24 protein-coding genes and 1 tRNA gene are annotated in these 26759 nt (G+C 45.2%); 10 read left to right on the top strand and 15 right to left on the bottom strand.

The features are described from left to right. Positions 1-17: 17 nt before the first annotated feature. The 3 genes from ychF to BQ9893_RS16475 all read right to left on the bottom strand — a co-directional run bounded on the left by ychF (position 18) and on the right by BQ9893_RS16475 (position 2724). Positions 18-1121 carry a redox-regulated ATPase YchF gene (ychF, locus tag BQ9893_RS16465; RefSeq protein ID WP_075966943.1) on the bottom strand — a complete coding sequence of 368 codons (1104 nt, stop codon included), beginning with the start codon at positions 1119-1121 and terminating at the stop codon, positions 18-20. 301 nt (positions 1122-1422) lie between these two features. Next, positions 1423-1498, bottom strand: a tRNA-Lys gene (locus BQ9893_RS16470). A 77-nt stretch (positions 1499-1575) separates the two neighbouring features. Then, positions 1576-2724, bottom strand: a complete 1149-nt coding sequence (locus BQ9893_RS16475; protein ID WP_075966944.1) for an AI-2E family transporter — start codon at positions 2722-2724, stop codon at positions 1576-1578. Positions 2725-2814: 90 nt separating this feature from the next. Here BQ9893_RS16475 and dacB point away from each other — a divergent pair, with 90 nt between their 5' ends. Next, positions 2815-4275: a D-alanyl-D-alanine carboxypeptidase/D-alanyl-D-alanine endopeptidase gene (gene dacB / locus BQ9893_RS16480; RefSeq protein ID WP_075966945.1), complete on the top strand. Its 1461-nt coding sequence runs from the start codon at positions 2815-2817 to the stop codon at positions 4273-4275. Positions 4276-4321: 46 nt separating this feature from the next. On the opposite strand, the gene BQ9893_RS16485 is transcribed toward dacB, so the two are convergent. From BQ9893_RS16485 to BQ9893_RS16540, 12 genes are all read right to left on the bottom strand, one after another. After that, positions 4322-5035 (bottom strand): LytR/AlgR family response regulator transcription factor, encoded by a 714-nt coding sequence (locus tag BQ9893_RS16485; protein WP_075966946.1) that lies wholly within the window; start codon positions 5033-5035, stop codon positions 4322-4324. Positions 5036-5077: 42 nt separating this feature from the next. Then, a complete protein-coding gene (locus BQ9893_RS16490; protein ID WP_075967414.1) occupies positions 5078-6127 on the bottom strand; it encodes a sensor histidine kinase in 1050 nt (349 codons plus the stop codon). Between the two features lie 36 nt (positions 6128-6163). Then, positions 6164-7384, bottom strand: coding sequence for an ABC transporter permease (locus tag BQ9893_RS16495; protein WP_075966947.1), 1221 nt, complete (start codon positions 7382-7384; stop codon positions 6164-6166). 30 nt (positions 7385-7414) lie between these two features. Continuing rightward, the gene (locus BQ9893_RS16500) at positions 7415-8155 is read right to left on the bottom strand and encodes an ABC transporter ATP-binding protein (RefSeq protein WP_075966948.1); all 741 of its coding nucleotides are present in this window, start codon (positions 8153-8155) and stop codon (positions 7415-7417) included. 66 nt (positions 8156-8221) lie between these two features. Further along, the gene (locus BQ9893_RS16505) at positions 8222-9436 is read right to left on the bottom strand and encodes an efflux RND transporter periplasmic adaptor subunit (protein ID WP_075966949.1); all 1215 of its coding nucleotides are present in this window, start codon (positions 9434-9436) and stop codon (positions 8222-8224) included. Positions 9437-9569: 133 nt separating this feature from the next. Continuing rightward, entirely contained in the window at positions 9570-10925 is a 1356-nt protein-coding gene (locus BQ9893_RS16510) for a TolC family protein (protein ID WP_075966950.1), read from the bottom strand. A gap of 140 nt (positions 10926-11065) precedes the next feature. Continuing rightward, positions 11066-11614, bottom strand: a complete 549-nt coding sequence (locus BQ9893_RS16515) for a chromate transporter (RefSeq protein ID WP_075966951.1) — start codon at positions 11612-11614, stop codon at positions 11066-11068. 1 nt (position 11615) lies between these two features. Beyond that, entirely contained in the window at positions 11616-12146 is a 531-nt protein-coding gene (locus tag BQ9893_RS16520; protein ID WP_075966952.1) for a chromate transporter, read from the bottom strand. A gap of 15 nt (positions 12147-12161) precedes the next feature. Further along, positions 12162-13754: a S41 family peptidase gene (locus tag BQ9893_RS16525; protein ID WP_075966953.1), complete on the bottom strand. Its 1593-nt coding sequence runs from the start codon at positions 13752-13754 to the stop codon at positions 12162-12164. An 11-nt stretch (positions 13755-13765) separates the two neighbouring features. Beyond that, entirely contained in the window at positions 13766-14278 is a 513-nt protein-coding gene (gene coaD, locus BQ9893_RS16530; RefSeq protein WP_075967415.1) for a pantetheine-phosphate adenylyltransferase, read from the bottom strand. Between the two features lie 11 nt (positions 14279-14289). Beyond that, a complete protein-coding gene (locus BQ9893_RS16535; RefSeq protein ID WP_075967416.1) occupies positions 14290-16155 on the bottom strand; it encodes a DNA topoisomerase IV subunit B in 1866 nt (621 codons plus the stop codon). A gap of 72 nt (positions 16156-16227) precedes the next feature. Next, positions 16228-17367: a hypothetical protein gene (locus tag BQ9893_RS16540; RefSeq protein ID WP_075966954.1), complete on the bottom strand. Its 1140-nt coding sequence runs from the start codon at positions 17365-17367 to the stop codon at positions 16228-16230. Positions 17368-17809: 442 nt separating this feature from the next. Here BQ9893_RS16540 and BQ9893_RS16545 point away from each other — a divergent pair, with 442 nt between their 5' ends. The 9 genes from BQ9893_RS16545 (at position 17810) to BQ9893_RS16585 (ending at position 26759) form a co-directional block, all read left to right on the top strand. Next, complete coding sequence (locus tag BQ9893_RS16545; RefSeq protein ID WP_075966955.1) at positions 17810-19123, top strand: UDP-glucose dehydrogenase family protein; 1314 nt, start codon at positions 17810-17812, stop codon at positions 19121-19123. Then, complete coding sequence (locus BQ9893_RS16550) at positions 19120-20664, top strand: ATP-binding protein (protein WP_075966956.1); 1545 nt, start codon at positions 19120-19122, stop codon at positions 20662-20664. Before BQ9893_RS16545 ends, BQ9893_RS16550 begins: the two co-directional genes overlap by 4 nt. Positions 20665-20748: 84 nt before the next feature. Next, positions 20749-21066, top strand: a complete 318-nt coding sequence (locus BQ9893_RS16555) for a nucleotidyltransferase domain-containing protein (protein ID WP_075966957.1) — start codon at positions 20749-20751, stop codon at positions 21064-21066. Next, entirely contained in the window at positions 21060-21461 is a 402-nt protein-coding gene (locus BQ9893_RS16560; RefSeq protein ID WP_075966958.1) for a HEPN domain-containing protein, read from the top strand. The genes BQ9893_RS16555 and BQ9893_RS16560 overlap by 7 nt, the downstream gene beginning before the upstream one ends. A gap of 41 nt (positions 21462-21502) precedes the next feature. After that, positions 21503-22951 (top strand): lipopolysaccharide biosynthesis protein, encoded by a 1449-nt coding sequence (locus tag BQ9893_RS16565; RefSeq protein WP_075966959.1) that lies wholly within the window; start codon positions 21503-21505, stop codon positions 22949-22951. Next, positions 22948-23901: a hypothetical protein gene (locus tag BQ9893_RS16570; protein WP_075966960.1), complete on the top strand. Its 954-nt coding sequence runs from the start codon at positions 22948-22950 to the stop codon at positions 23899-23901. Before BQ9893_RS16565 ends, BQ9893_RS16570 begins: the two co-directional genes overlap by 4 nt. A 1-nt stretch (position 23902) precedes the next feature. After that, positions 23903-24691 carry a hypothetical protein gene (locus tag BQ9893_RS16575; RefSeq protein WP_139322617.1) on the top strand — a complete coding sequence of 263 codons (789 nt, stop codon included), beginning with the start codon at positions 23903-23905 and terminating at the stop codon, positions 24689-24691. Next, positions 24673-25644, top strand: a complete 972-nt coding sequence (locus tag BQ9893_RS16580) for a glycosyltransferase family 10 domain-containing protein (RefSeq protein ID WP_075967417.1) — start codon at positions 24673-24675, stop codon at positions 25642-25644. Before BQ9893_RS16575 ends, BQ9893_RS16580 begins: the two co-directional genes overlap by 19 nt. Then, a complete protein-coding gene (locus BQ9893_RS16585) occupies positions 25641-26759 on the top strand; it encodes a DegT/DnrJ/EryC1/StrS family aminotransferase (RefSeq protein ID WP_075966962.1) in 1119 nt (372 codons plus the stop codon). The genes BQ9893_RS16580 and BQ9893_RS16585 overlap by 4 nt, the downstream gene beginning before the upstream one ends.

The following is a 26759-nucleotide window of genomic DNA, read 5'->3' on the forward strand; positions in this document are numbered from 1 at the left end:
TATGTTGTTTTAGGAAATTATACATTGAAACGGAAATGCATGATATCGCCGTCCTGAACGATATATTCTTTTCCTTCGACGCTCATCTTTCCGGCTTCTTTCACGGCTGATTCCGAACCGTAGGAGATATAGTCTTCATATTTGATGACTTCGGCGCGGATAAAGCCTTTTTCGAAATCAGTATGGATCACGCCGGCGCATTGCGGGGCTTTCCATCCCTTATGGAACGTCCAGGCACGGCATTCGTCGGGACCGGCTGTCAGGAATGTTTGCAAGTTCAGGAGCTTGTAGGCTGACTTGATCAGGCGGGCAACCCCCGATTCCTCTAAGCCGATCTCCTGCAAGAACATCTGGCGTTCTTCGTAGGTGTCGAATTCGGCGATCTCGCTTTCGATTTTGGCTGCTACGACCAGAATTTCGGCACCTTCGTCTTTCACAGCTTCGCGGACGGCTTCCACATATTTATTACCGCTCACTGCGCTTGCTTCATCTACGTTGCAGACATACATCACCGGTTTGTCGGTCAGCAGGAACAGGTCGTGTGCTATCTTCTGCTCGTCTTTCGTCTCGAAAGAGACAGTGCGGGCGCTTTTACCCTGTTCCAATGCTTCTTTGTATTTGCAAAGCACTTCATAAGCGATTTTAGCCTGTTTGTCACCGCCGGTCTGAGCCTGTTTCTGTACTTTGGCGATACGGCTGTCTATAGTTTCCAAGTCTTTGATCTGCAATTCGGTGTCGATGATTTCTTTGTCGCGCACCGGATCGACACGGCCATCCACATGGACGATGTTGTCATCGTCGAAACAACGCAATACGTGCAGGATTGCATCTGTTTCGCGGATATTGGCGAGGAATTTGTTTCCTAATCCTTCCCCTTTGCTGGCGCCTTTTACAAGGCCGGCGATGTCTACGATTTCCACCGTAGTGGGGATAACACGTTGGGGATGTTCGATTTCAGCCAGCTTGTTCAGACGTTCGTCCGGTACGGTGATCACGCCGACATTCGGTTCGATCGTACAGAACGGGAAGTTAGCAGACTGTGCTTTTGCATTCGATAAGCAATTGAAAAGAGTGGACTTTCCTACGTTGGGAAGTCCTACGATGCCACATTGTAATGCCATATTATTATAGTATTTTTCTTATTATCAATTAGTTATATATTTATGTAAAAATAGACGAGTAACAAAATGGTAACAATATAAAGTTAAAAAAAGTAATTGTCCCTTCTATCTCGTTTTGGTGTGCAAAGATAATCAATTTTAGGCTAATGTGGTTATCTTCTTATACTTTCTCTTTTATCTGTTACCACAAGTTGTTTTTCGGGTGAGCCTCGTGATCCACTATTTTCTGCTACCTGCCAGAAAAAAGAAATCCCTGATAATAAGACATTATCAGGGATTTTCTTCGATTTTCATCTTTGATTGGTGATCCGCCTGGGGTTCGAACCCAGGACCCCATCCTTAAAAGGGATGTGCTCTACCTGCTGAGCTAGCGAATCATCCTGTGCGTTACTTCTGTAATGCGGGTGCAAAGGTAGGGCTTTTTTTTATATATGCAAGGGGTGATGCGAGTTTTTTATTCTTTTGGGGGTGTTTTTTTCTTTTGGCCCTTTGATAACTCGTGTTTCTCTACGAGAGACTGGTCTTCTTCCATCAGTACAAAACGTTTATAATAAGAAAGAAAGAGAGTTGTCAGAGGGAGAGCGATGATTAGCCCGATAAAACCTAATAGAGTTCCCCAAATAGATAAAGAAAGAAGGATGATGGCCGGATTCAAGCCCATTGCTTTCCCCATAATACGGGGAGTGAGATACAAGTCTTGTATACACTGTACGACGCAAAGGACAAGAATTCCCGATCCAAAGATCAGCCAAAAATTTTCTCCGGTCTCCGCCGATTTGAGAAGACTCAGCAAGACCATCGGGATGATGCCGATCGTTTGCATATACGGGATGAGGTTGAGGAGACCGATGAATAACCCCAGGATAACGGCCAAAGGGAAGCCAACGATCTTAAATCCGATGGCGAGGAGGATGCCGACACATAAGGCTATCAACGACTGTCCGCGGAAATAGCGGTTCATGCTGTATTCGACATCATCGGCCAGTCCTTGGACAAAAGGACGGTAACGTTCGGGAATCAGGCGGATCCAACCGTTGGCAATCCGTTCGTAATCCAACAGGATAAAGATGAAATAGAGGAAAATCACAAACACGATCGTTGCACTGAATAAGATAGAGAATGTATTGGTCAGGACCACCCACATTTTGGGGGCAATCTGTTTGATCGCCTTTTCAATATTCTCTTTGCTCAGGAGCTGCGCCAACTGATCTGGGTCGATATTCTTTTCCAGATATTCCGCCCACGACTGAGGAATCATAGGGATATGCCCGTAGCCTTTGTTATGTACCTGCATCAGTTCCAAAGTCCGGTTGAATTCTTGAGTGACGGAGGGGACGATTACGACACCGATCAGTGAAATCACCAAAAGGGTTGATATGAGAACGGCCAGAATAGACAGTAAACGGCTTTTCAGTTTGACTTTATACTGGAAGAACTTGACGAACGGTTGCATCATATAAGCCAGCAACCAGGCAATCAAGAAAGGTAACAATGCGTTTCGCAGGACAGCGATCAGATAGATGATACCACTGATAACGGCCAGACCGAACAGAATACGTGCTACCCTATCGAAAGTGAACGGTTTATCAAACAATGGGTTCATATTAAATTTATATCTTTGTGGACAAAGATAATGCAAACCGACTTATCTTCGCCTTTATGACAAAGATAAAATAAAGTTGAATAAAAAGGAATGATACGAAATAAAATAGTGCTGCTTTGCCTGTTGATTTGTTTCCATGCGCTTGCCGGAGCCCAAACTCCGGCTCCCGTTAAACGGTTATTGCAGGCCCCTTATATGCGAGGAGCCTCTTTTTCTCTGATTGTGAAAGATGTGCAAGATGGAAAAACGGTCTGCAGCTATGATACGGACCGCTTGCAATCGCCCGCTTCGGTATTGAAGACGGTTGCCACGGCGACGGCTCTCGAGATATTGGGCGAAGACTATCGTTATCCGACCACGTTGGAATATGACGGAACACTGGAAAACGGCACATTGAAAGGAAACCTCTATATAAAAGGCAGTGGCGATCCGTCCCTGGGTTCTTCGTATTTCGCACCGGATCAGAACAAGTTCCTGTCTGCCTGGATAGCCGCTTTGCAGAAGGCCGGTATCAGGCGTATAACAGGATCAATCATATCGGACGAAAGCATCTTCGACACCGAAGGTGCATCCGTCAAATGGCTCCGGGAAGATATGGGGAACTATTATGCTCCCGGAAGTTACGGCCTTTCCGTCTTCGACAACATGTATAAGCTATCGTTGCAAACAGGGGCCGTCGGGTCGCGGCCGGTCCTGAAGGGAACGGAACCGAATATACCCTTTATCCGGTTTAAAAACTACCTGAAAACGGCTTCGGTTTCTTCGGACAGCGCCTATATTATAGGTGCTCCGCTTGATGACGTGCGCTACCTGTATGGTGTCTTGCCTGCAAACCGGGAGGCGTATGTCTTGAAAGGAGACATACCCGATCCGGCCTTGTATTTGGCACACTATCTGACGGACCGGCTCCGGCAGAAGGGTATACAGGTGGACGGAGCCCCTTCCTGCTACCGTATCGAGGCGGAAGAAAACCGGTGGAATAAGAAAGAACGGAAAGAGATTGTCACGACCTATTCGCCCACCTTGCGGGAGATCGCAAGCGTTTGTAACCATGTCAGCCATAATCTTTATGCGGATGCTTTGCTCAAAACGATCGGGATGCAATATAAACCACGCAAGAACGAGGTGATCTCTTCGTTCGGCCGTGGCGTGCAGGTCGTGAAAGAATATTGGGAGAAGAAAGGCCTGGATGTCTTTTCGCTCCGGATGAACGACGGTAGCGGTCTGGCTCCGGCAGATAAGGTGTCGGCCGGATTTATGGGAGAGCTGTTGGCCTATATGGCGACGGAGTCTGCCGTTTCGGAAGCCTTCATTGCCTCTTTACCGCAAGCCGGGATAGAGGGATCGGTGCGCAATTTCCTGAAAGGTTCGAAGTTGCAGGGGAAAGCCCGCCTGAAAAGCGGAGGTATTACGGGTGTCAGGAGCTATGCCGGCTATATCACAGAAGATGGAAAGACGTATGCGGTAGCCATCTTCTCGAATAACTATTCTTGCCCGATGAACCGAATGACAGGAGCTTTGGAAAAGCTCCTGTTGCAACTTTTTAATTGACAATTGACAATTGGGCTATGCCGTATCATCTTATAAATGTCCGTTGTCAATTGAAATTGAGTGATCGCTGCGCCAGGAATTCGATAAGCTTCGGTTTGTAGTTGTCGGAGATCGGGATGTATTCTTTTCCGAACACAATCCGGTTTCGTTCGATCACCTTGATCTTTTCCGGCTGTACGATAAAAGAACGATGCACACGGATAAAGCGGTTCGTCGGCAGCATTTCTTCCAACGACTTCATGCTCATCAATGAAAGGATAGGATGCGGTTCATCCTCGACGAATATCTTGACATAGTCTTTCAGCCCTTCGATGTAGAGTATCTTACGCAGTTCGACCTGTACCAGCTTATATTCGGTCTTGATGAAGATCGATTCGATCTCTGTCGCAGGCGCTTGCATATGTTCGTACCATTGCAACGCCTTATTGGCCGCTTTGAGAAAATCCGGATAAGCGATCGGTTTCAACAGATAGTCGAGGGCGTTCACCTTGTAGCTGTCGAGGGCATATTGTTCGAAAGCCGTCGTAAAGATGATACGAGTGTCCGTCTTCAATATCCGTGAGAATTCCATGCCGCTCAGTTCCGGCATCTGGATATCGAGGAAAAGCAATTCTACCGGTTGGGCGCTCAATACAGGCAATGCCTCGAGAGCACTGTTGAACTTCCCCGCGAGGCGAAGGAACGGGGTCTTGTTTACATAACTTTCCAGCAGACTGATGGCCAGTGGTTCATCATCGATGATTGCACACGTTAACGTCATAATTTGTTGTATTGATGTACCGGACAAAAATACAACAAATCCTTATGCCTGCAACTCTAACAGGCAAACATATTCATCACCTTTTTGCCCGTAAGTGAAAATATGGTGCGACGGGTACAACAATTCCAGCCGTCGGCAGAGGTTTTGCAGTCCTATGCCGGATCCGCTCTTGTCCTGTCCGTTATCTTTCGGGAAGTAGCTGTTGCGGATGGAGCAGACGATCCGTTTCCCTTTCTGATGAATCTTCAGGTCGATAAAAGAGGGTTTGTTGTGGCTCACCCCATGCTTGAAAGCATTTTCGATCAAGGAGATGAAAAGGAGAGGCGCCACCTGTGTCTCTGGCGTGTCAGCCGATATGTCGGTTGTCAGCGTCACATGTTCCGGCAGGCGGATACGCATCAGCTCCACATAGTTCCGGATAAAGTCAAGCTCCTTCTCCAGCAGAACCATCGGCTGGCTGCTGTCGTAGAGCACGTAGCGGAGCAAGCGGCTCAGGTCGTGCACCGCCTCTTGCGCCTTCTCCGGGCTGAAAGCAATCAGGCTGTAGATGTTATTCAGTGTATTAAAGAGAAAATGCGGGTTCAACTGGCTCTTCAGGTTTTGCAATTCCGCTTCGGCACGGCTTTTCTCCAACTCCCGGCGAGACGATTCCATCTGATACCAACTTCCCGTCATCTTGATGGCGACGCTCAACCCTGCCACAAGCAGGTATAGCATGGCGTTTACCATGAAGAAACCGACTATCTCCTGCCATTCCCGTTCCGGTCTCGGATGTTCCCATTCGGGGTGCGGAAGCAGTTGGAACATCAAATGGACGGCTCCCATCGCAAAAGCGATCAACAGGACGTTGCACAGGAAGTATTTCCAAGGACGCTTGGCGAACAGGAAATAGTCGATCAATACGAAATAGTTGACATAGAATACCAGCATGAACGACAGCGGGACGAGCACGGAACGTATATAGCTCAGGATCGTCACCGTCTGTGATTCGCGTCCGGTGAAGAAGAATGGCAGCCCGAAGAGAATTGCCCAGGCTGCTATATGAATCAGTTTCCCCATTCCCTTGAAGGGAGGTGCCGGTAATGTGCGCATTGTCTCTGTTGTTTCCATTTTTGCAAAGATAATGTTTTATTCATACCGTATGGCTTCTATCGGATCGAGTTGTGCCGCCTTCTTAGCCGGATACCATCCGAAGAATATACCGGTGACGGTACATACGGCGAACGACAAGATGACGCTCCAAGGTTGGATGTAGATTGGAAAGTGGGCGACCCCGTTCACGACAAGGGCTGCGCCCACTCCAAAGACTACACCTATCAAACCGCCTGTCACACTGATCAGGATGGACTCGATCAGGAATTGTGCCAGGATGTCGATGCCTTTTGCCCCGATACTCATGCGGAGGCCTATTTCGCGTGTACGTTCTGTTACGCTGACGTACATGATGTTCATAATTCCAATACCTCCGACGAGCAGCGAAATACCCGCCACAGCCGCCAACAGCACAGTCATCATATCCGTAGTGCTTGTCAACATCGTGCTCAACTCCTGCTGGCTACGGATGGTAAAATCATCATCATCGGTATCCTTCAACTTGTGGTTGCGGCGGAGTATTTCGGTAATCTCGTCGATGGCCTGGTCGGTATATTCCTCTTTGAGAGCCGAACAGGTAATGCCTTGCAGATGGGTGATGGCCAGGACCTTTTTCTGAATAGTTGTGTATGGAGCTAAGATTAGGTCGTCCTGGTCCATTCCCATGCTGTTGTATCCTTTGCTTTCCAGCACGCCTACGATGCGGAAAGGCAATTTCTGAAAACGTATGACCTTGCCTACCGGGTTGCTGCCGTCAGGGAAAAGGTTGTCGACGACGGTTTTGCCGACAACGCAGACTTTGGCAGCTGTCTGGATGTCCTGTTCGGTAAACATGTCGCCGTCTTCGACCTTGTAGCGTCGTATTTCCAGGTAGTCAGGACTGATACCGTAGACCGTGGTCGGGGTATTGTTGGCTCCGTAGATTGCCTGCCCGCTGCTGTTGACGGAAGGAGAGACAGCCGGGACAAAGCGTGTTTCGTTCACTATATCTTCGTAATCCTGCAACTTCAGGGTTTCCATAGCGGAGGCATCCTGACGGACACCACCACGCATGTCGGCGCCCGGTTGTATCATGATCATGTTGGACCCCATCTCGCTGATCTGTGCTTGGATGCTTCGCTTCGAACCTTGTCCGATGGCAAGCATCGTGATCACGGAGGCCACGCCGATGATGATGCCCAGCATCGTGAGGAAGCCGCGCAACTTATTGTTGGCGAGCGCCCGGACAGCTATTTTTATTAGGTTTGTTCCGTTCATTAGTGAATAATGTGCTAATGTGAATAATTATTAATCGTCATTCTTTGGCAACCGTGCCAAAGCTTCTGCTGCGTTCAGGATATTCTTGTTGACCGTGTCGGAGGTGATATGGCCGTCGCGCAATGTGATGTTGCGGCTGCTGTATTGGGCTATCTCCGGATTGTGGGTCACGAATATGATGGTACGTCCCTCGGCATGCAACTTCTGGAAAAGGACCAATATCTCGAAAGATGTACGGGTATCGAGGTTACCGGTCGCTTCATCGGCGAGGATGACGGCCGGATCGTTTACCAGTGCCCGTGCGATGGCGACGCGTTGCATCTGTCCGCCGGACATCTGGTTGCTTTTATGCATCAGGCGGTCGCCCAAGCCTACGGCAATCAGCGAATCGACTGCTTTCTTATACCGCTCGGCTGCGCTATAGGATGGGTTGTACATCAGAGGCAGCTCTACGTTCTCGATCGCTGTCGTTTTAGGCAGCAGGTTGTAGTTCTGAAAGACGAATCCGATCTTGCGGTTGCGCAGGGTGGCACGGGCGTTCTTGCCCATCGTGCGGACAGATGTGCCGTCGAGGTAATATTCCCCGCTGGTCGGCGTATCCAGGCAGCCCAACGTGTTCAGCAAGGTACTCTTTCCTGATCCGGATGTTCCCATGATGGTGACAAACTCACCTTCGTAGATCGTGAAGGAGACACCGCGCAGGGCGTGGACTGTTTCGTCTCCGACCTTGAAGTCACGCTTGATGTTATCTAATTTGATTATCTCTTTCATTCTGTTCTGTTTTTTGAGGATAGGCACGAAGCCTACCCTACGCGATTAATTGTCAATTCTCAATTGTCAATTCTTTTTCTTGCTTCCCGGAGGGCCTGGCATGAACGGGCTTCTTTCTGTTTCAGCTCCGGCAACCGGAGCCATGGAAGAGGCTTCGAGGTCGACAGCCAGTTCTTCACCTTCGTTCAGGCCGTCGGTTATTTCGATCATGTTGCCACTGGTGGAACCGACGGTAACGGTCCTCGGCTTCAGTTCTTGTCCGTTCTTGATCCATACGAGACGTTTTCCGGCAGAGGTTTCCGTGTTGGATTCGGAGACGACGTAGCCCAATTGTGTCAAAATCTGTGTATCCGGTACGAAACGGAGTGCTTTGGTCGGGACCGTTAGTACGTTGTCACGTTCCAGTGTGAAGATCGTCACGTTGGCTGTCAGGCGCGGCTTCAATTTCAAATCGGGATTGTCGGCCGATATCACTACTTCGTAGGTAACGACCGTCGAGGTAGAAGAAGTGCTGCTGGAGCTTTCGCTGTCGCCGAGGCGTATCTGCATGACTGTGCCTTCGAAAACATCGTTCGGATAGGCATCGACAGTGAAGGAGACGCGTTGTCCGTTTTCTACGTTACCTATATCGGCCTCATCCACATCGGCGATCACCTGCATCTTGGTCAGGTCGGCTGCGATGGTGAACAGGGTCGGAGTTTCGAAGCCGGCGGCCACAGTCTGTCCTTCTTCAACGGCGCGGTTGATCACAACGCCGTCGATCGGGCTGGTGATGGTCGCATATTCGAGGTTACGTTTTACCTTGACCATTGACGCCTGGTTCTGTTCGTAGGCGGCTTTTGCCTTTTCGTAGTTGTATGTGGACGTTTCGTAGTCCGAGTCGCTGATCAGTTTCTTTTCGAAGAGGATCTTGTTACGGGCGTAGTTCTTCTGTTGATACTCGTATTCGCTCTTGCTGCTTGCCAGTTGTGCCTCGGCGGATGCGAGTTCGGCTTTCAGGTTGACCTTGTCCATTTCGGCGATCAGCTGTCCTGCTTTGACCACGTCGTTGTAGTCTGCATACAACTTGTCGATGATGCCGGACACCTGCGTACCGACTTCGACTTCCGTTACCGGTTCGACTGTTCCGGTTGCCGTTACCGTGTTTGAGATGGAACTGCGGCCCACTTTGGCGGTTTCGAGCCGGATACCGCCTTTCGACGTTTTACCCGTGAAGAGCCAGATGCCGCCGGCTACGACCAGTACGCCTACTATACCGATGATTAGTTTCTTCTTGTTCATATCTTTATCTGTTTTTATTTCTTCTTTGTTAGCGGTTCCTTTTGTGAGGTCCCTGCCAGAGTAACTCGAAGCAGGGACCGAAACAAAAAGAGAGTGAATATATTCATTAGCAGTTCACTCCTAATGCATTGTCTTAAAACAAATTGATATCTTCTCCCTGGTAGAAGCGCAACAAGCCTGCGTTCAGGATGGCCGTATATTTGGCCTGGAGCGTTTCTTGCTGTGCGCTTAACAGGTTGTTTTTTTCCGTGAGCAGCTCAACCGTGTTTTTCATGCCGACGTTGAACTGTTCGCTGACGAGTGAATAGCTTGTCTCCGTACTCTTCAACTTTTGGGAGGCTGCCACATATTGTTGTTGTGCGCTGTTGGCGGTCAGCCAAAGGTTTTCGATGGTCTTGTAGAGTGTCTTCTGGTTATCCAACAGATCGAGCTGGCTGGTCTGCTTTTGCAGCTTGGCCTTGTTTATGGAGCTTTTTGTCTGTCGTTTGTCGAAGATGGGGATGCTGAGGGTCAGTCCCAACGAGTTGTTCCAGTTCCGTTTGACCTGTTCGCTGAAGCTGAAGTCGCTACCGTTGGCATTTGTGCTTCCGATACCTGCGCTGAGGCTTAAGGTCGGGAGATAGCCTGCACGTGCCATCTTGATGCTCAGGTCCGAGGTCTCCACATTCAGCTTTCCGGCTTCTATTTCGGGGCGGAGGCTGAGAGCAGTGTTGTAGACATCGTCTTTTGAGGGGAGCGGGATCAGGACGTTGCTGTCGTTCAACTGTGGCAGATAGAGATCCATTTCGATGTCTCCGTCGAGTTCCAACAGTTGCTTCAATTGCAATTTGTAGTCTTGCAGGGTAGCTTCGGAAGTCACCAACTGGTAGTTGTCGCTACTGACCTGTGCTTCCAGTTGGGCGAGGTCGCTTGAAGCGATGCTCCCGACGTTGAAAAGTTCCTGTCCTCGTTCATATTGCTTCTGGCTCACATCCAGCGTCGACCGGTTCACTTTGACGGCCTCGGCGGAGTAGAGGATCTGCACATACAACTGGGTGATATTTTCTTCGATCGAGTTTTCGCTTTCGTTCACGTTCAGTTCAGCGATGCGGTTGTTCAACATCTGTTGCTTGACGGTGTTCACACGCTTGCTGCCGTTATACACGGTCCAGTTGGCATCGATGCCGTAGCTGCCGTTGTACGAAGTCTTGCTTTGGCTTGTCGTGATGTTATCGCCACTGATGATAGTACCGCTTGCACTGTTCGGACGGTTGACGACACGCTGGCTGACATTTCCGCTCAGGGAAGGCAGAAAATCCGCCTTGGCTGTCTTTACGTCTTCTTGGGCACTTTCGACATTGATACGGTTTCGCTGAATGGTGATGTTATGCTCCAATGCATAATCGATACAATCGCGAAGCGTCCATTGCTTGGGTGCGTCTTCCTCTGCTTTCATCCCGGCAGGCAGGAGAAGCAGGCAAGAGAGGAGTATGGAAGAAATCTGTTTCATAATGCTTTCGTTTTTGCAACCTAACAATCTTTTTACCTTTTTACGAAAGCAAAACTACAACGAGATAAAAAACTGTACAATCAGATTAGAAAAAGAGGAATGTTTCCTCGACAAAACGGGATTTTCTATCGATGAACGGTTTAGTAAAAGACAATTCCGGCGATACCTGCCAGGATGATCATCAGGATCGGGTTGATCTTAAATTTCCAGGTAAGGAGAAACGCGGCCCCGAAGATCAGGAAGCTTTTGTAGTCGATGAAGTTCTCGTTGTTCATCAACAGCAGTGCGGCGGCGGCAATCAAGCCGACCGTTGCCGGGCGAAGGCCGTAGAAAGCGGCTGCCACATATTTATTGTTCCTGAATTTGGCAAAGGCGTATGAAATGACGAGCACTAACAGGAAAGAGGGCAGGCAGACGGCAAATGTCGTCAGGCAGGAACCTAATATGGCTATCGCGGGGGAATAGCCGGCGTTGTGGATGGCTGTATATCCGATATAGGTAGCGCTGTTGATCCCGATCGGGCCAGGGGTCATTTGCGAGATTGCGACGATATCCGTAAATTCCTGTGACGAGATCCACCCGTAGCGGTCCACCACGTCCGCCTGTATCAGGGAGAGCATCGCGTAGCCGCCGCCGAAACCGAATATTCCGATTTTCAGATATACGTAGAATAATTGTAACCAGATCATATCAATCTTTCTTTATTTTCAGTCCGTAAACAAGTCCTCCTATGATAGCTGCCAGGATGACCCACACGGGAGACAGGCCACATTTCCAGATCAGCAGTGCGGCAGCGATAGGGATAATCAGTTCTTTATAACTCATCTTGATCGAACGCGCCGTCGTCAGGCAAGGTACGGCAATCAGGGCGACAACCGCCGGGCGCAATCCTTTGAATGCCTTCTCCACCCATATATTGTCCTGCACGTGCGTAAAGAACAGCGCGATAGCCAAAATGATAAAAAAGGAGGGAAGAATGCTGCCCAAGGCACAAACAATGCCCCCCGGTATTCTTTTCAACTTATATCCTACAAAAATGGAAATATTTACGGCAAAGATGCCGGGCAAGGACTGGGCAACGGAAAAGAGATCGATGAAATCTTCCTTCGAAAGCCATCCTCTATCTACTACTTCCCGTTGTATCAGGGGCAGCATCGCATATCCTCCCCCGATAGTGAAAGTCCCTATTTTAACGAATGTCAGAAAAAGCGTCCAGTACATAAACTAAATTTGTATTTACCGTCCCAATTCTTTTTCGTACCGCTGTTCGTCGTTGATGAGGCGCAAGGCTTCCTGGAAACTTTCGTTGTCGTCGTTGATGACCTGGAAGTATTCGGTCATGTCGTACAGGTCGCGTGCGATAAGCGCCTTGATCTGTAGCATGATAAGCGGCTTGGAACGGTTATATTGTTCTTCCTTGAACTCGATCTTTTCGTCTTTAGCCAGTGCGACCAGTTCCTGCATCATATCGTCCGTCACGTTGAAGTCCTGCTTGTATTGGACGAACTTCGGGTATTTCTTGTTCAGTTCGGCACGATGGCGGTCCAGATAGTTCATGGCGATGCGGTTCACCAGGCCGGCAGCCACGACGCTGCGGTGATAATCCGTGTAGCGCGACGTGTCGACCGGGATAAAGACATCCGGCATGATACCTCCGCCGCCATACACGATGCGTTTCGTTTCCAGCGTGTTGTACTTCATTGAGTCGGGGAAATGAATACTGTCTGCGCTCATCAGCTCGCCTCGGTTGTAGCGGTCGATCAGGTCGTGGTTGTATTGCTCTTGATTGCCGTTTTCATACGGTTTCTGGATGGAACGGCCCGTAGGCGTATAATAGCGGGCAACCGTTAGGCGGATCATCGAACCGTCAGGCATAGGGATCGGTTTCTGTACCAACCCTTTCCCGAACGTGCGGCGGCCTACGACCACGCCTCGGTCCCAATCCTGCACTGCGCCGGAAAGGATTTCACTGGCGGATGCGGATGTTTCGTCTACCAGCACGACCAGGCGTCCCTCTTCAAAGTTTCCGCGAGCCGAAGATTTGGCTTCTTCGCGCGGTTGCTTGTTCCCTTCGGTATAAACGATCAGCTTGTCCTTGCCCAAAAACTCGTCGGCCAGGTCGATCGCGATGTTCAGATATCCCCCGCCGTTTCCCTGCAAATCGAGGATCAGGTTTTTCATTCCCTGTTTCTTCAGTTTCTCCAAGGCTTCCCGGAATTCGTCGGCCGACGAAGCGGCAAAGCGGTTCAGTTTGATGTATCCGGTAGTCTTATCTGCCATATAAGCGGCATCCAGGCTGTATACCGGAATTTTTCCACGTGTGATCTTGAACTCGATCAGGTCGGGCACTCCGCCACGCAGGACTTTCACCCGCACTTCCGTGTTCTTCGGGCCGCGCAGGCGTTTCATCACATCCGTGTTCTTCATCTTGACGCCGGCAATTAGCGTGTCGTCCACCATGATGATGCGGTCGCCGGCCATCAGGCCGACCTTTTCCGACGGTCCTCCGGGAATTACCTGGATCACATATAAAGTATCCGTCAGCATGTTGAACTGGATGCCGATCCCGTCGAAGTTGCCCTGCAACGGTTCCGTCATCTCTTTCGTCTCTTCCGGGTCCGTATAGGTAGAGTGGGGGTCCAGCTTTTCCAGCATGCCGACGATGGCATCTTCCACCAACTTCGTTTCGTTTGTAGAGTCTACATATAGGTTGGAGATGGCATACAGGGCCAACTGGAGCTTGCGGGCTTCTACATTGTTGCCGCGCTGTGCCGACATCGAAGCGGCAAACACACTCAATATGAGGAGTGGAAGGAAAATTCGTTTCATTGTTTTATTTTTTAATAAAGGTTTGTCCCTTTCGGCACAAACTGCGAAATATCTTTGCCGTAACGCAGCAACTCCCGCACGATGCTGGAACTGATATGCGTATGTTCCGGTTCCGTAAAAAGAATAAAAGTCTCGATCCCGCTCAGCTTGCGGTTCACGTCGGCTATGCTCTTTTCATATTCGAAATCGTTCACCGTACGAATGCCGCGCAGGATAAAACCGGCATTCATCTGTCGGGCGAAATCGACCGTCAGCGAGTCGTACGACATGACCCGTACGCGCGGTTCATCCTTGTAGAGTTCCCGGATTGCCTCCAATCGTTTCTCCAACGAGAAATGGGTCCGCTTCGTGTCGTTGATACCGATCGAAATGATGATCTCGTCCACCAGTTCGAGCCCACGGCTTACCAGCGATTCGTGCCCGATCGTGAAAGGGTCGAACGTCCCGGGAAAAAGAGCGATTCTTTTTGATTGACAATTATCGGCCGATTCCTGTCTCTCTCCTGTTTTTATCTTATTCTCCATATTCTCAATTGTCAATTGACAACGTCTTCTTCTACAACTAAGTTATCTATGATAAAGTTCTGTCGTTCCATGGTGTTCTTGCCCATGTAGAACTCCAGCATATCTTTCACCAGGTCTTCTTTCTTCATGGTTACCGGGTCCAGGCGGATATCTTTTCCGATAAAATGCTTGAACTCGTCCGGCGAGATCTCTCCCAACCCTTTGAATCGGGTGATCTCGGCGCTTTTCCCGGCGGCGGCGATTGCGTTCACGCGTTCTTCCTCGCTGTAGCAATACCAAGTCTTCTGCTTGTTGCGCACGCGGAACAGCGGCGTTTGCAGGATATAGACATGATTCCGCTTGATCAGGTCCGGGAAGAACTGGAGAAAGAAGGTGATCAGCAACAGGCGGATGTGCATACCGTCCACATCGGCATCGGTCGCAATGATCACTTTGTTATAGCGCAAACCTTCCAATCCGTCTTCTATGTTCAATGCAGCCTGTAGCAGGTTGAACTCTTCGTTCTCATACACGATCTTCTTGGTCAGCCCGAAACTGTTCAACGGCTTACCGCGAAGGCTGAACACTGCTTGCAGGTTCGGATCGCGGCTTTTCGTGATGGAGCCGCTTGCCGAGTCTCCCTCGGTGATGAAGATGCAACTGTCTTCCAGGTTGTCGCCTTTTGTGTCGTTCAGGTGGATACGGCAGTCGCGCAGCTTCTTGTTGTGCAGGTTCGCCTTCTTAGCCCGTTCGCGGGCCAGCTTGGTCACACCGGCGATCGCCTTGCGTTCCTTTTCCGATTCCTGTATCTTGCGCAGCAGGGCATCCGATGTCTCTGCGTTCTTGTGCAGGTAGTTGTCCAGTTCCTTCTTGATGAAGTCCCCGACAAACTTGCCGACCGAAGGCCCGTCCGGTCCCATGTCTTTCGAACCTAACTTGGTCTTTGTCTGGCTTTCGAACACAGGTTCTTCCACCTTGATGCTGATGGCCGCCACCACGCCGGCGCGTATGTCCGAATATTCGAAATTCTTGTTGTAATATTCCTTTATGACACGTCCCAACGCTTCGCGGAAAGCGGAAAGGTGCGTGCCTCCTTGCGTCGTGTGCTGGCCGTTGACGAACGAGTAGTATTCTTCACCGTACTGGTTACTGTGGGTAATGACCACCTCTATGTCTTCTCCCTTCAAATGGATGATCGGATATAAAGGCTCTGTCGTCATGTTCTCGTTCAGCAGGTCCACGAGGCCGTTGCGTGAGTGGAACTTCTTGCCGTTGAAGACGATCGTCAGTCCGGAATTGAGGAACACGTAGTTCTTCAGCAGGCTCTCGATGTATTCGTCCTTATACTGGTAATCCTTGAATATCTCCTTGTCCGGAATAAAGTAGATAAGCGTTCCGTTCGGCTCTTCCGCCGGGCAGATAGGCGCGTCTTCCGTAATGATCGCCTTGCTGTATTCCACCCGCTTGCATTCGCCGTCCCGGTAACTGGCGATCAGGAAATAGCTGCTCAGCGCATTCACCGCCTTAATGCCGACCCCGTTCAATCCGACCGACTTTTTGAAAGCCTTGCTGTCGTACTTCGCTCCGGTATTCATCTTGCTGGAGACATCGACCACCTTGCCCAGTGGAACACCGCGGCCATAGTCGCGTACGGAGACGGTGCCTTCTTCGACGGTCACTTCTATGGTTTTACCGTAACCCATCATATATTCGTCGATGGAGTTATCCAGCACCTCTTTCAGCAATACATAAATACCGTCATCGGCATAACTACCGTCTCCTAACTTCCCGATATACATACCGGGGCGGCGACGGATATGTTCCATCCAGTCAAGCGTCTTGATGTCGTCATCGTTGTACGCTGTCGGCTGTTGCATTGTTGAATTAAGTTCGTCCATTTTGAAAATTGAAAATTGAAAGTTGAAAATTGAAAGACTGGGAATAAGAAAATAAAGAATCACTTTCCCCTTTCAACTCTTCCCTTTCAACTGTTTAATGTATGCTCTTCTTGTCTTGTGATGTTCGCGTTTGAAGTAATCCCATTGCGCCTGTACGGCATTGTTTGTCTCCAGCTCCGGATTGCTTTCCGCATAAACGGCTCCGACACTCCTGTAGACAGGGATCAGGTCGTTGAACAGCAGCGCGTTCACGCCTTTGCTCTGATATTCAGGCAAGACCCCCGTCAGGTAGAGGTCGATCACTTTCGGTTTGCTCTTCAAAGCCTTCAGCAGATGAATCCAGCCGAACGGGAAAAGATGTCCTTTCGCTTTCTGCATCGCCCTGGACAGGTTGGGGAGCGAGATGCCGAAGCCGACCACTTCGTCGTCTTCCTCGCGGACGATAAGCGTCACCAGGTCGTAGCGAAGCATCGGTATGTACATATTAATGTAGTAGTCGATCTGCTTTTGGGTCAGGCGTGCGAATCCGTATAACGGCGCGTACGATTCGTTCAATGTCCGGAACACCTTCTGCGCGTACGGCATGATCGATTTCGCATTCTTGAACTTCATGACCTTCAAGCCGTATTTCTTCTTTACGATCTCACCGATACGCAAATGTTTTTCCGGCACTCCGTCCGGTATATATATCTTGAACTCGTGCCAGTCCTGGTCTTTCGTATATCCCATACGTTCCATTTGCTTCGGATAGTAAGGATAATTGTAGATGGTTGCCATCGTCCCGATCTGGTCGAATCCTTCGATCAGCATTCCCTCGTGGTCCATATCGGTAAATCCCATCGGCCCTTGCAAAGCCTCCATCCCCTGTTCTTTCGCCCATTTCTCTACGGCATCGAACAAGGCATCCACCACTTCGGCATCGTCTATAAAATCTACAAACCCGAAACGTGCATATTTCTGGTTCCAAGTCTCGTTGCTCCGGCGGTTGATCATCCCCGCGATGCGTCCTACAACCTTCCCGTCTCGGTAGGCTAAAAAGTAGATAGCATCACACACTTCGAACGCCGGATTCTTCTTTTTATCCAACGTCACCATCTCTTCTTCGATCAGGCCGGGCACGTGATACGGATTGCCTTTATATAATTCGATATTGAACTTTACGAACTTTTTGAGTTCCTTCTTACTGGTAACTTCTTTAATTACTACGCTCATCGGTCATTTAGTTTGAACGGCAAATTTACACAATTAATTCATTTTTAGTGCCGGTTGGCGGAAAGAAAATGTTTTCACCCCATGATTACATGAAATCTCCGTTATCAATTTAAGATTAGATGCAAGTGTAATCTGTTTTCGGTAATGTCGTGTACATTTTCGACAATACCGTGTATGTTTTCGGCAATGTCATGCATATACTTGACATTGCCGAAAACAAATTACACTTGCATCCGAATGAAAACGGATCGTGATGGTTTGTCGGCGGGAATAGGAGGATTGAGCCTTTCGTACAAATAACTCGATTTTAAGGTGCGTAATGATTCCAATTTCTTATCTTTGTGGCGTTTTCGTCGTTTTCCGTATGGGAGTGACGAGCCTTTGTGTGCCCGAAACTCTGGTTGGAGGCACTTAATCATAACTTTTATTTGATTATAAAATCATGAAAATAGCTATCGTCGGGACAGGTTATGTGGGCCTTGTTACTGGTACATGTTTTGCCGAAATGGGAACCGAGGTTTTCTGCGTTGACGTAAATGCCGAAAAGATCACAAACCTGAAACAAGGTGTCATCCCTATCTACGAACCCGGCCTTGAAGAGATGGTCCATCGTAACCAACAAGCCGGCCGTCTCCATTTCACAACCGATTTGACAGAATGTCTGAACGAGGTCGAAGTCCTCTTCAGCGCCGTAGGTACTCCTCCCGACGAAGATGGCAGTGCCGACCTGAAGTATGTGCTCGAAGTAGCCCGTACCGTCGGCCGCAACATGACCAAACATCTCCTTGTCGTGACGAAGAGCACCGTTCCGGTAGGCACGGCCCGCAAGGTCCGCGAGACGATCCGGGAGGAACTGGATAAACGGGGCTTGTCGATCGAGTTCGACGTCGCTTCGAACCCCGAATTCCTGAAAGAGGGTGCGGCGATCAAGGATTTCATGAGTCCGGATCGTGTGGTCGTAGGCGTCGAATCCGAGCGTGCAAAAGAGTTGATGACCCGTTTGTACCGTCCGTTCCTGCTGAATAATTTCCGTGTGATTTTCATGGATGTCCCATCCGCCGAGATGACGAAATATGCAGCCAACGCCATGCTGGCTACCCGTATCAGCTTTATGAACGATGTTGCAAACCTGTGCGAAATTGTCGGTGCCGACGTGAACATGGTGCGTAAGGGAATCGGTTCGGATGCCCGCATCGGCAACCGTTTCCTGTATGCCGGTATCGGCTATGGCGGATCCTGTTTTCCCAAAGATATAAAAGCGCTGATCAAAACAGCCAAATCGAACGGCTACCGCATGCGTATCTTAGAAGCAGTCGAGGAGGTCAACGAAGAACAGAAATCCATCTTGTTCCGCAAGTTGGACGATTATTTCAAGGGAGATCTGAAAGGCAAGCGTATCGCCATGTGGGGTTTGGCCTTCAAGCCGGAAACCGACGATATGCGCGAAGCTCCTTCTCTGATACTGATCGATAAGTTATTGGCTTCCGGTTGCGAAGTGTATGTCTACGACCCTGTCTCGATGGAAGAGACCCGCCATCGTTTGGGAGACACCATCCATTATGCCAAGGATATCTATGACGCGGTAGTCGATGCCGACGCCCTCCTGCTTGTCACGGAATGGAAAGAATTCCGCTTGCCCTCCTGGTCTGCCGTCAAAAAACTGATGGCAACCCCGCTGATCTTGGACGGCCGTAACATTTACGATGTGAAGGAACTGGAAGAGAATGGCTTTGTTTATCATTGCGTAGGAAGATGACGAAAGAAGAAATCTTGCAATTGATCCGTCAGGGAGAAAGTTTTCGGCTGGAAGCAAAGAAAGCAGAAAAAGAGGTTCCTGTTTCTGTATGGGAAAGTTATTCCGCTTTCTGTAATACGGATGGAGGAATCATATTGCTTGGCGTGTCGGAAGATAAGAAAACGAAAGAACTTTATGTTTCTGGTGTCGAAGACAGTGGCAAGATTATCCAATCTTTTTGGAATCAAATCAATAATAAGCAAAAAGTTAGTGATAACCTGCTTTTCAATCGTCAGGTTTATGCCCTTTCTATTGAAGATAAAGACATTGTCGTTATTGAAGTTCCTCGTGCAGATCGTCATTATAAACCGGTTTTTATTAATGATAACCTGTTTGCCGGTACATATCGAAGGAATGCCGATGGCGATTATCATTGCCAACGAGAAGAGGTGAAGGCGATGCTTCGTGACCAGGCGGATATAACTTTAGATAATACAATCGTTGAAAATGTCGATTGGCAGGAACTGGATAAAGATACGATTTATCGTTTCAGGATGCGTTTCCGAAATCTGAAACCGGATCATGTTTGGAATACATTGGATGATGTAGAGTTTCTATTGAAAGTCGGTGCACTCAAACGTAGTAGCATCGTTTCTGCTGTCCATCCGACTTTGGCCGGAATCTTGATGTTCGGTACGGAGATGTTGATCACCAACGAATATCCGAATTATTTCCTGGACTATCGGGAGATCGAAGACGGGAACCGTTATACGGATCGTGTTTTCTCAGCTTCTGGAGATTGGTCGGGAAACCTTTTTGATTTTTATTTCAAAATAGTCGATCGTCTGATTGCAGGGCTGAAAGTCCCGTTTCAATTGCGCAATGGATTAGACCGGATCGATGAGACACCGGCTCGTTCCGCTTTGCGTGAAGCATTGGCAAATGCTTTGATTCATGCGGACTATAATGGACGTCGAGGAATTGTGATTGAAAAACATAAAGATCGTGTCGTGATCTCGAATCCCGGTACATTGCGAATTACATTGGATGAAGCTCTTGAAGGGGGTATCAGTGATCCGCGTAATGCAATTTTGTTTAAAATGTTTGTATTGGTCGATATCGGTGAACGTATCGGTAGTGGCTTACAGAATTTACGTTATGTTTGGGAACAGTTGGGGCAAGAACAGCCTGTTTTGCGAGAATCTTTTTCACCGGATCGGATGCGGTTGGAGATTCCATTGGATGAAAGTATAACCAACCCTGTTACCAACCCTGTTAGTAACCCTGTTACCAACCCTGTTAGTAACCCTGTTACCAACCCTGTTAGTAACCCTGTTACCAACCGATTTGATGGTCATAATTTATCGGAAAGGCAAGAGGCTGTTTTGTGTTATTGCAGGGAAGCTCATAGTAGTCGGGAAATATTGTCTTATTTGGGAGTATCTTATCAATCAAAGAACATCAAACAGTATGTGAGTGACTTGGTTGAATATGGTTTGTTAATCCCTTTGATACCGGATAAGCCGAACCATCCGGGTCAAAAGTATGTATCAGTCGGATAAAGATATGAAACAACAGTTAGATGATGAAAATATCCGACAAGTACTAAAAAAAACTATTCAAAGTGAAATAAAAAAGCATAAAATATGGGAAAAACAGAGGTAATGGAAGCAATACGAATGACGGCTAAGCAAGTACTGCCATCCGGAGCACGTGTTATATTGTTTGGTTCCCAAGCCCGAGGGGACGCTCGTTTGGATTCTGATTGGGATCTGTTGCTTCTCTTGGATAAAGAACAGTTGGAAAAATCGGATCATGATACTTATTCTTATCCCTTTTTTGAATTAGGTTGGCATATCGATGTCCAGATTCATCCTATACTTTATACGGTTAATGATTGGGTAAAAAGAAAAGTTTCACCTTTTTATAAGAATGTAGAGTTGGAAGGAATAGAGTTATGTTGACGATAGATGAAAAGGTGGCGATAATAAATTATCGTCGGCAGAAAGCTTATGCAAGTTTGAATGAAGCGCGTGAGGTTGCCAAGTTAGGATTTTGGAATTTAGCAGGAAATCGGCTTTATTATGCTGTTTTCCACATGGCTTCGGCATTATTATTGGATAAAGGTTTGATGGCAAAAACGCATGGAGGTGTTATTCATTTGATAGGTTCGCAGTTTGTAACTAAAGATTTGTTGACAAGAGAATACGGTCGATTGTTTTCTCGATTATATGAATTACGCCAATCCGGTGATTATGATGATTTGTATGATGCAACAGAGGAAGAAGTATTGCCGTTCATTGATAAAACCGTGGAATTCTTAGAGCAAATGGAGAAACTTATTACACTTTCTGCTTGAAAGAATAGAAAGACTTGGAAAAAGGGAAATAGAAAAAATAAATGGCAGAACAAACTCTGAAAGAAAAAACAGCCAAAGGACTCTTTTGGGGAGGGCTGAGCAATGGGGCGCAACAAGTGTTGAACTTGGTGTTCGGCCTTATGTTAGCCCGTATTCTTGATGCGTCCGATTACGGAATGGTTGGAATGTTGGCAATCTTTAGCGCGATTGCTTCAACGATTCAAGAGAGCGGCTTTACTGCGGCACTTACCAATCAAAAGGAGATACGACATGAGGATTATAATGCCGTGTTTTGGTTTAGTACGCTAACAGGTGTATTGTTCTATTTGATCCTTTTCTTTTGTGCACCATTGATTGCCCAATTTTATGATAAACCGGAATTAATAGGTTTGTCTCGTATTGTCTTTTTAAGTTTCTTGTTTGGAGGCTTTGGAATTGCATCGAATGCTTATATGTTTAAGAATCTGATGGTTAAGGAACGAGCAAAGATTGATATCATATCACTAATTTGTTCGGGTACTATTGGAGTGTTATTGGCTTTGAATGGTTTTGCTTATTACGGGTTGGCAATACAGACTACAGCTTACATAGGAATAGGTTCGTTGTTGAAATTTTGTTATTCTCCTTGGAATCCCACATTCTTGATAGATTGGAGACCTTTAAAATCTATGTTTAGATTTAGTTCAAAATTAATAGTTACAAATGTATTTACTCAGATAAGTAATAATATATTTTCTGTTATTTTGGGGAAATTCTATAGTCCAAGACAACTTGGGTTCTATTCACAAGGACAAAAATGGATGGGAATGGGTAATTCGTTTGTAGGAGGTATGATCAATGGGGTTGCACAGCCTGTTTTAGTACAATCTGTTGCTGACAAAGATAGGCAGCGAAATATGTTTAGAAAAATGGTTCGCTTTGGAGCTTTTATTTCATTCCCGTTAATGTTTGGATTTGCTTTTGTGGCAAAAGAATTTGTCCTCATCTTTTTAGGTGAAAAATGGTCTCCAAGTGTTCTTTTTTTACAAATATTTTGCTGTTGGGGTGCTTTTTGGTATTTACAGTCGTTGTATACAAATTTATTAATTTCACATGGTAAGTCTGACTTGTATTTATATGGAGTAGTGATTAATAGCACTTTACAATTGTTGTTTATAGTTTGCTTTTCTTACTTTGGTATTTATTTTATGGTAGTTGGATTTGTAATAGCTAATGTAATTGGGCTTTTGTTGTGGCATATTATCACAAATAGGGTTGTAAGTATAAATTTGTTTTCTGTGATAAAAGATATAATACCATATTTTGTATCAATTTTGGTTTCAATTATAGTTTGTCATTATGTTTTGTTCTTCATAGAAAATATTTTTTTGTTATTAGCGTTGAAAATTTTCATTGTTTCTGTTTTATACATAGCTATTATGAATTATGGAAATTCTATTATTTTTAAAGAATGCGTATATTTCCTTTTGAAAAAAAGTAGTGTAGTATGAATGATATAAATAATTATATTAGGCTGAATAATTCTTTTGATAAATCTGTGATTTTTAGATTAGGAATAAGTGGTGGTTTCTTTTCTGAATATAATAATATGCTTGTTTGTATGTTATATTGCATGCAGCATAAAATTAGATTTAGATTGGATTCTATGCATGCTAATTTCGCAGTAAAGAATGGTTGGACTGATTTTTTTGAACCATTCTGTGAAGAAGTGATAAATGATGAGAGTATTCATCAGAAAACAGTTGATTGGAGATATTTAGTAAAGTCTATATTCAAAAATCAGAAAATATCTCTATTTGATAATTTGAGACCCTATGTCTATTTTTGGAATAAATCTTTACTAACACAAGATATTTACGGAAAAGCACGTAGTAGTGCTTCTCAGAAACGTTTTTACGATTTTCCAGAATTAAATATTCATGGAGATTTTAGAAATGCATGTGGTGCTTTCTTAAATATGACGTGGCACTATAATGAAGCAGTCAAATCTGAAATAGAAAAAATTATTCAAAAGCTGAATTTACCTTTAGTGTACTTAAGTATGCACATTAGGGGAGGAGATAAAGTTTTTGAGCATCAGTTATTTTCTATTGATACTTATTTTAAGAAACTTGAAGAATCTAATTTGTTAGTATGTAATAATATATTTTTACTTACAGATGATTACAACATTTACAAAGAGTGCAAGATAAAGTATCCTAATTATAGTTTTTGGACTCTTTGTGAAGAAAAGGATAGTGGATACAATAATTCATTATTTGTCAAACAAGATCCAATAGAGAAAAGGAGAAAATTAATTCGCCTTTTTGCAGCAATGGATATTATGGCATCTTCTTTGTGTTTTATAGGGACATATACAGCAAATCCGGGATTATTTTTGGGTATGCGTATCCCAAAGAAAACCATTTGTGTTGATTCTGATAAATGGAAAATTTGGTAAGATGAAAAATGTATATCTATGTTCATTTGCAGACTCAAGAATGTCTCCTACATTGGAAAGAGTAAGAAGGCAAGCAGAGGCTTCATTATTTTTTAAGGAAGTATTTTTGTATGATGAACATTTGTTAGGTGATCTGTTTTTAAAAAAGTTCAGAGAGCAATTGATAAAAGGAGGCCGTGGTTTCGGTTATTGGGTTTGGAAACCTTATGTTATATTGGAAACATTAAAAAAAATACCGGATGGAGCAATTCTTCTCTATATGGATGCCGGATGTTGGATTAATTCAAAAGGGAATGAGATCTTTGAACTTTTTGTAAATAGAACATCTGAGAGTCCTTCTGGGTTGTTAGTTTCTGAACTTACCATAGATTGTTTAGAAAAATATTATACAAAGGGAGATTTATTGGATTTTTTTAATGTCCGAGATATTAAAGAAATTGTAGAATCTCCTCAAAGAGCAGCAACGACATTTTTTATTCGTAAAGATCCGATAAATATTGAATTTGTGGAGAAATGGTTAGCTGTTTTTGACCATTTTTCTTTAATAGATGATACACCGTCTGTTAGTCCTAATTTAGATGGATTTATAGAGAACAGGCATGATCAGAGTGTCTTTTCTATTATGTCTAAAATTCGAGATGTTGAGATATTTCCGTATTCTTTTATATGTGAAAGTGTTGAAAATCCTATATGGGCCTTACGGGATAAAAAAATAAAGTTGAAATATAGATATTCATTTAAAAGATTTTGTAGAAAGATAAAGAAATGGGCATGCGAACGATTAAAATAGGTTTTGTGGATTTTTGGCCGGACTTTGATTATAAAAAATTTTTCATATATAATTATTTGTCTAAATATTATCATCTAATTGTCAGTGATGAGCCGGATTATTTGTTCTGTTCAAGTTTCGGTTATAAACATTGGAAATATTCAAACTGCATAAAAATATATTATACAGCAGAAAATTTAATTCCAGATTTTAATATATACGATTATGGTATAGGTTTTTATTATCTTTCGTTGGAAGATCGATATTTAAGATTCCCATTATGGTTAATTTATTCTTGGAATGAATTAAACGATATGGAAGATAAAAATATAGATGAAAAATTATGTAAAAGAAAATTCTGTAATTTTGTTTATTCTAATTCTGGATGGGCTGACCCTATTAGAGAAAAATTCTATAAGGAAATATCTAAATATAAGAGAGTTGATTCAGGTGGGGCTTTCTTAAATAATATAGGCTATAGAGTCCCCAATAAATTAGACTTTATAAAAAATTATAAGTTTACTATTGCAATAGAAAATTCTGTGGCTTCAGGATATACTACTGAAAAGATAATAGAACCAATGATTGTAAATTCTATGCCCATATACTATGGAGATCCTTATGTGGATAAGGATTTTAATATGTATTCGTGTATACATATTAGGGACTTTGATTCTGTTCAAAGTTCTATAGATTATATTATCCAACTGGATAAGGATGATTCTCTCTATATATCTAAATTGCGCCAAAAATGGTTTGCCTATGAGAACATTAAGAATGTATATGATAAAAAGTTAAGAGATTTTTTTGAAAATATTTTTAATCAAGAAAAAAGTGACGCTATTCGTCTTGTTGATTATGGATTCGCACGTCGTTATCGTAAGGAACTAAGTCGAACTACACCTTGGGCTACAACATTTTTAATAGAAAAAGGATATGGCTTACTTGATCGGCTAAAAAGAATACGATTATGAATAAAGTAATAACAGTAACATCCCCTCTTCTTCCTCCCTTAGAAGAGTTTACTCCTTATTTGGAAGATATCTGGAGGCGTAAGTGGCTTACCAATAATGGATTTTATCATCAAGAATTGGAAAAAGCTCTTTGTGAGTATTTGAAAGTCCCTTATATTAGTCTGTTCACAAATGGTACTTTGCCATTGATATGTGCTTTGCAGGCAATGCGAATTACGGGAGAAGTTATAACAACTCCATATAGTTTTGTTGCGACAACACATGCCCTTTGGTGGAATGGCATTAAGCCTGTATTTGTAGATGTCGACCCTTTAACAGGAAATATGGATCCAGAGAAAATAGAAGCTGCTATAACTCCAAAAACAACTGCTATTATGCCAGTTCATGTTTATGGACAGCCTTGCAATATAGAACGTATCCAAGAAATAGCAGACATCTATGGGTTAAAGGTTATTTATGATGCAGCCCATGCTTTTGGAGTAGAAAAAGATGGTGTCTCTATCATTAATGCCGGAGATATGGCAACATTAAGTTTCCATGCTACTAAAGTGTATAATACAATAGAAGGGGGTGCTTTGATTTGTCATGATGCACAGACTAAACAACGTATTGATTACATTAAAAACTTCGGTTTTGCCAATGAAACAACGGTTGTTGCTCCTGGTATTAATGGTAAGATGGATGAACTTCGTTCTGCGTATGGGTTGTTGAGTTTGAAGTATGTGGATGAGGCTATAGAGAAGCGTCATCAAGTAGCTATACGTTATCGGGAAACATTGAAAGGTGTTTGTGGAATACGCTATTTGGATGATAATTTCGGTGTAAAACATAATTATTCATATTTCCCTATTTTTGTTTCTGAACATGAATATGGAATGAGTAGAGATGCTTTATATGAGAAAATGAAATCAGTAGGAGTATATGGTAGACGGTATTTTTATCCATTGATTAGTACATTCTCAACATATAAAGGCTTGGAGTCTTCTCGAAAAGAGAATTTGCCTATTGCATATAAAATGGCTGATGAGGTGATTTGTCTACCTATGCACCATAATTTGAATCAGGCTGATATAGAAAGAGTTTTGAGTAATATTATAGATTCTAATAAAGTATGA

This window comes from Parabacteroides massiliensis (assembly GCF_900155425.1).
GTDB lineage: Bacteria > Bacteroidota > Bacteroidia > Bacteroidales > Tannerellaceae > Parabacteroides > Parabacteroides massiliensis.

Coding starts and splice junctions, on each gene's coding strand:
- BQ9893_RS16545 (WP_075966955.1), top strand. CDS start 17,810: ATGAAAATAGCTATCGTCGGGACAGGTTATGTGGGCCTTGTTACTGGT.
- BQ9893_RS16565 (WP_075966959.1), top strand. CDS start 21,503: ATGGCAGAACAAACTCTGAAAGAAAAAACAGCCAAAGGACTCTTTTGG.
- BQ9893_RS16515 (WP_075966951.1), bottom strand. CDS start 11,614: ATGATCTGGTTACAATTATTCTACGTATATCTGAAAATCGGAATATTC.
- BQ9893_RS16575 (WP_139322617.1), top strand. CDS start 23,903: ATGAAAAATGTATATCTATGTTCATTTGCAGACTCAAGAATGTCTCCT.
- BQ9893_RS16495 (WP_075966947.1), bottom strand. CDS start 7,384: ATGAACGGAACAAACCTAATAAAAATAGCTGTCCGGGCGCTCGCCAAC.
- BQ9893_RS16485 (WP_075966946.1), bottom strand. CDS start 5,035: ATGACGTTAACGTGTGCAATCATCGATGATGAACCACTGGCCATCAGT.
- BQ9893_RS16525 (WP_075966953.1), bottom strand. CDS start 13,754: ATGAAACGAATTTTCCTTCCACTCCTCATATTGAGTGTGTTTGCCGCT.
- coaD (WP_075967415.1), bottom strand. CDS start 14,278: ATGGAGAATAAGATAAAAACAGGAGAGAGACAGGAATCGGCCGATAAT.
- BQ9893_RS16580 (WP_075967417.1), top strand. CDS start 24,673: ATGCGAACGATTAAAATAGGTTTTGTGGATTTTTGGCCGGACTTTGAT.
- BQ9893_RS16520 (WP_075966952.1), bottom strand. CDS start 12,146: ATGTACTGGACGCTTTTTCTGACATTCGTTAAAATAGGGACTTTCACT.
- BQ9893_RS16475 (WP_075966944.1), bottom strand. CDS start 2,724: ATGAACCCATTGTTTGATAAACCGTTCACTTTCGATAGGGTAGCACGT.
- BQ9893_RS16555 (WP_075966957.1), top strand. CDS start 20,749: ATGGGAAAAACAGAGGTAATGGAAGCAATACGAATGACGGCTAAGCAA.
- BQ9893_RS16510 (WP_075966950.1), bottom strand. CDS start 10,925: ATGAAACAGATTTCTTCCATACTCCTCTCTTGCCTGCTTCTCCTGCCT.
- BQ9893_RS16550 (WP_075966956.1), top strand. CDS start 19,120: ATGACGAAAGAAGAAATCTTGCAATTGATCCGTCAGGGAGAAAGTTTT.
- BQ9893_RS16490 (WP_075967414.1), bottom strand. CDS start 6,127: ATGCGCACATTACCGGCACCTCCCTTCAAGGGAATGGGGAAACTGATT.
- BQ9893_RS16585 (WP_075966962.1), top strand. CDS start 25,641: ATGAATAAAGTAATAACAGTAACATCCCCTCTTCTTCCTCCCTTAGAA.
- BQ9893_RS16560 (WP_075966958.1), top strand. CDS start 21,060: ATGTTGACGATAGATGAAAAGGTGGCGATAATAAATTATCGTCGGCAG.
- BQ9893_RS16505 (WP_075966949.1), bottom strand. CDS start 9,436: ATGAACAAGAAGAAACTAATCATCGGTATAGTAGGCGTACTGGTCGTA.
- BQ9893_RS16540 (WP_075966954.1), bottom strand. CDS start 17,367: ATGAGCGTAGTAATTAAAGAAGTTACCAGTAAGAAGGAACTCAAAAAG.
- dacB (WP_075966945.1), top strand. CDS start 2,815: ATGATACGAAATAAAATAGTGCTGCTTTGCCTGTTGATTTGTTTCCAT.
- BQ9893_RS16535 (WP_075967416.1), bottom strand. CDS start 16,155: ATGGACGAACTTAATTCAACAATGCAACAGCCGACAGCGTACAACGAT.
- BQ9893_RS16570 (WP_075966960.1), top strand. CDS start 22,948: ATGAATGATATAAATAATTATATTAGGCTGAATAATTCTTTTGATAAA.
- BQ9893_RS16500 (WP_075966948.1), bottom strand. CDS start 8,155: ATGAAAGAGATAATCAAATTAGATAACATCAAGCGTGACTTCAAGGTC.
- ychF (WP_075966943.1), bottom strand. CDS start 1,121: ATGGCATTACAATGTGGCATCGTAGGACTTCCCAACGTAGGAAAGTCC.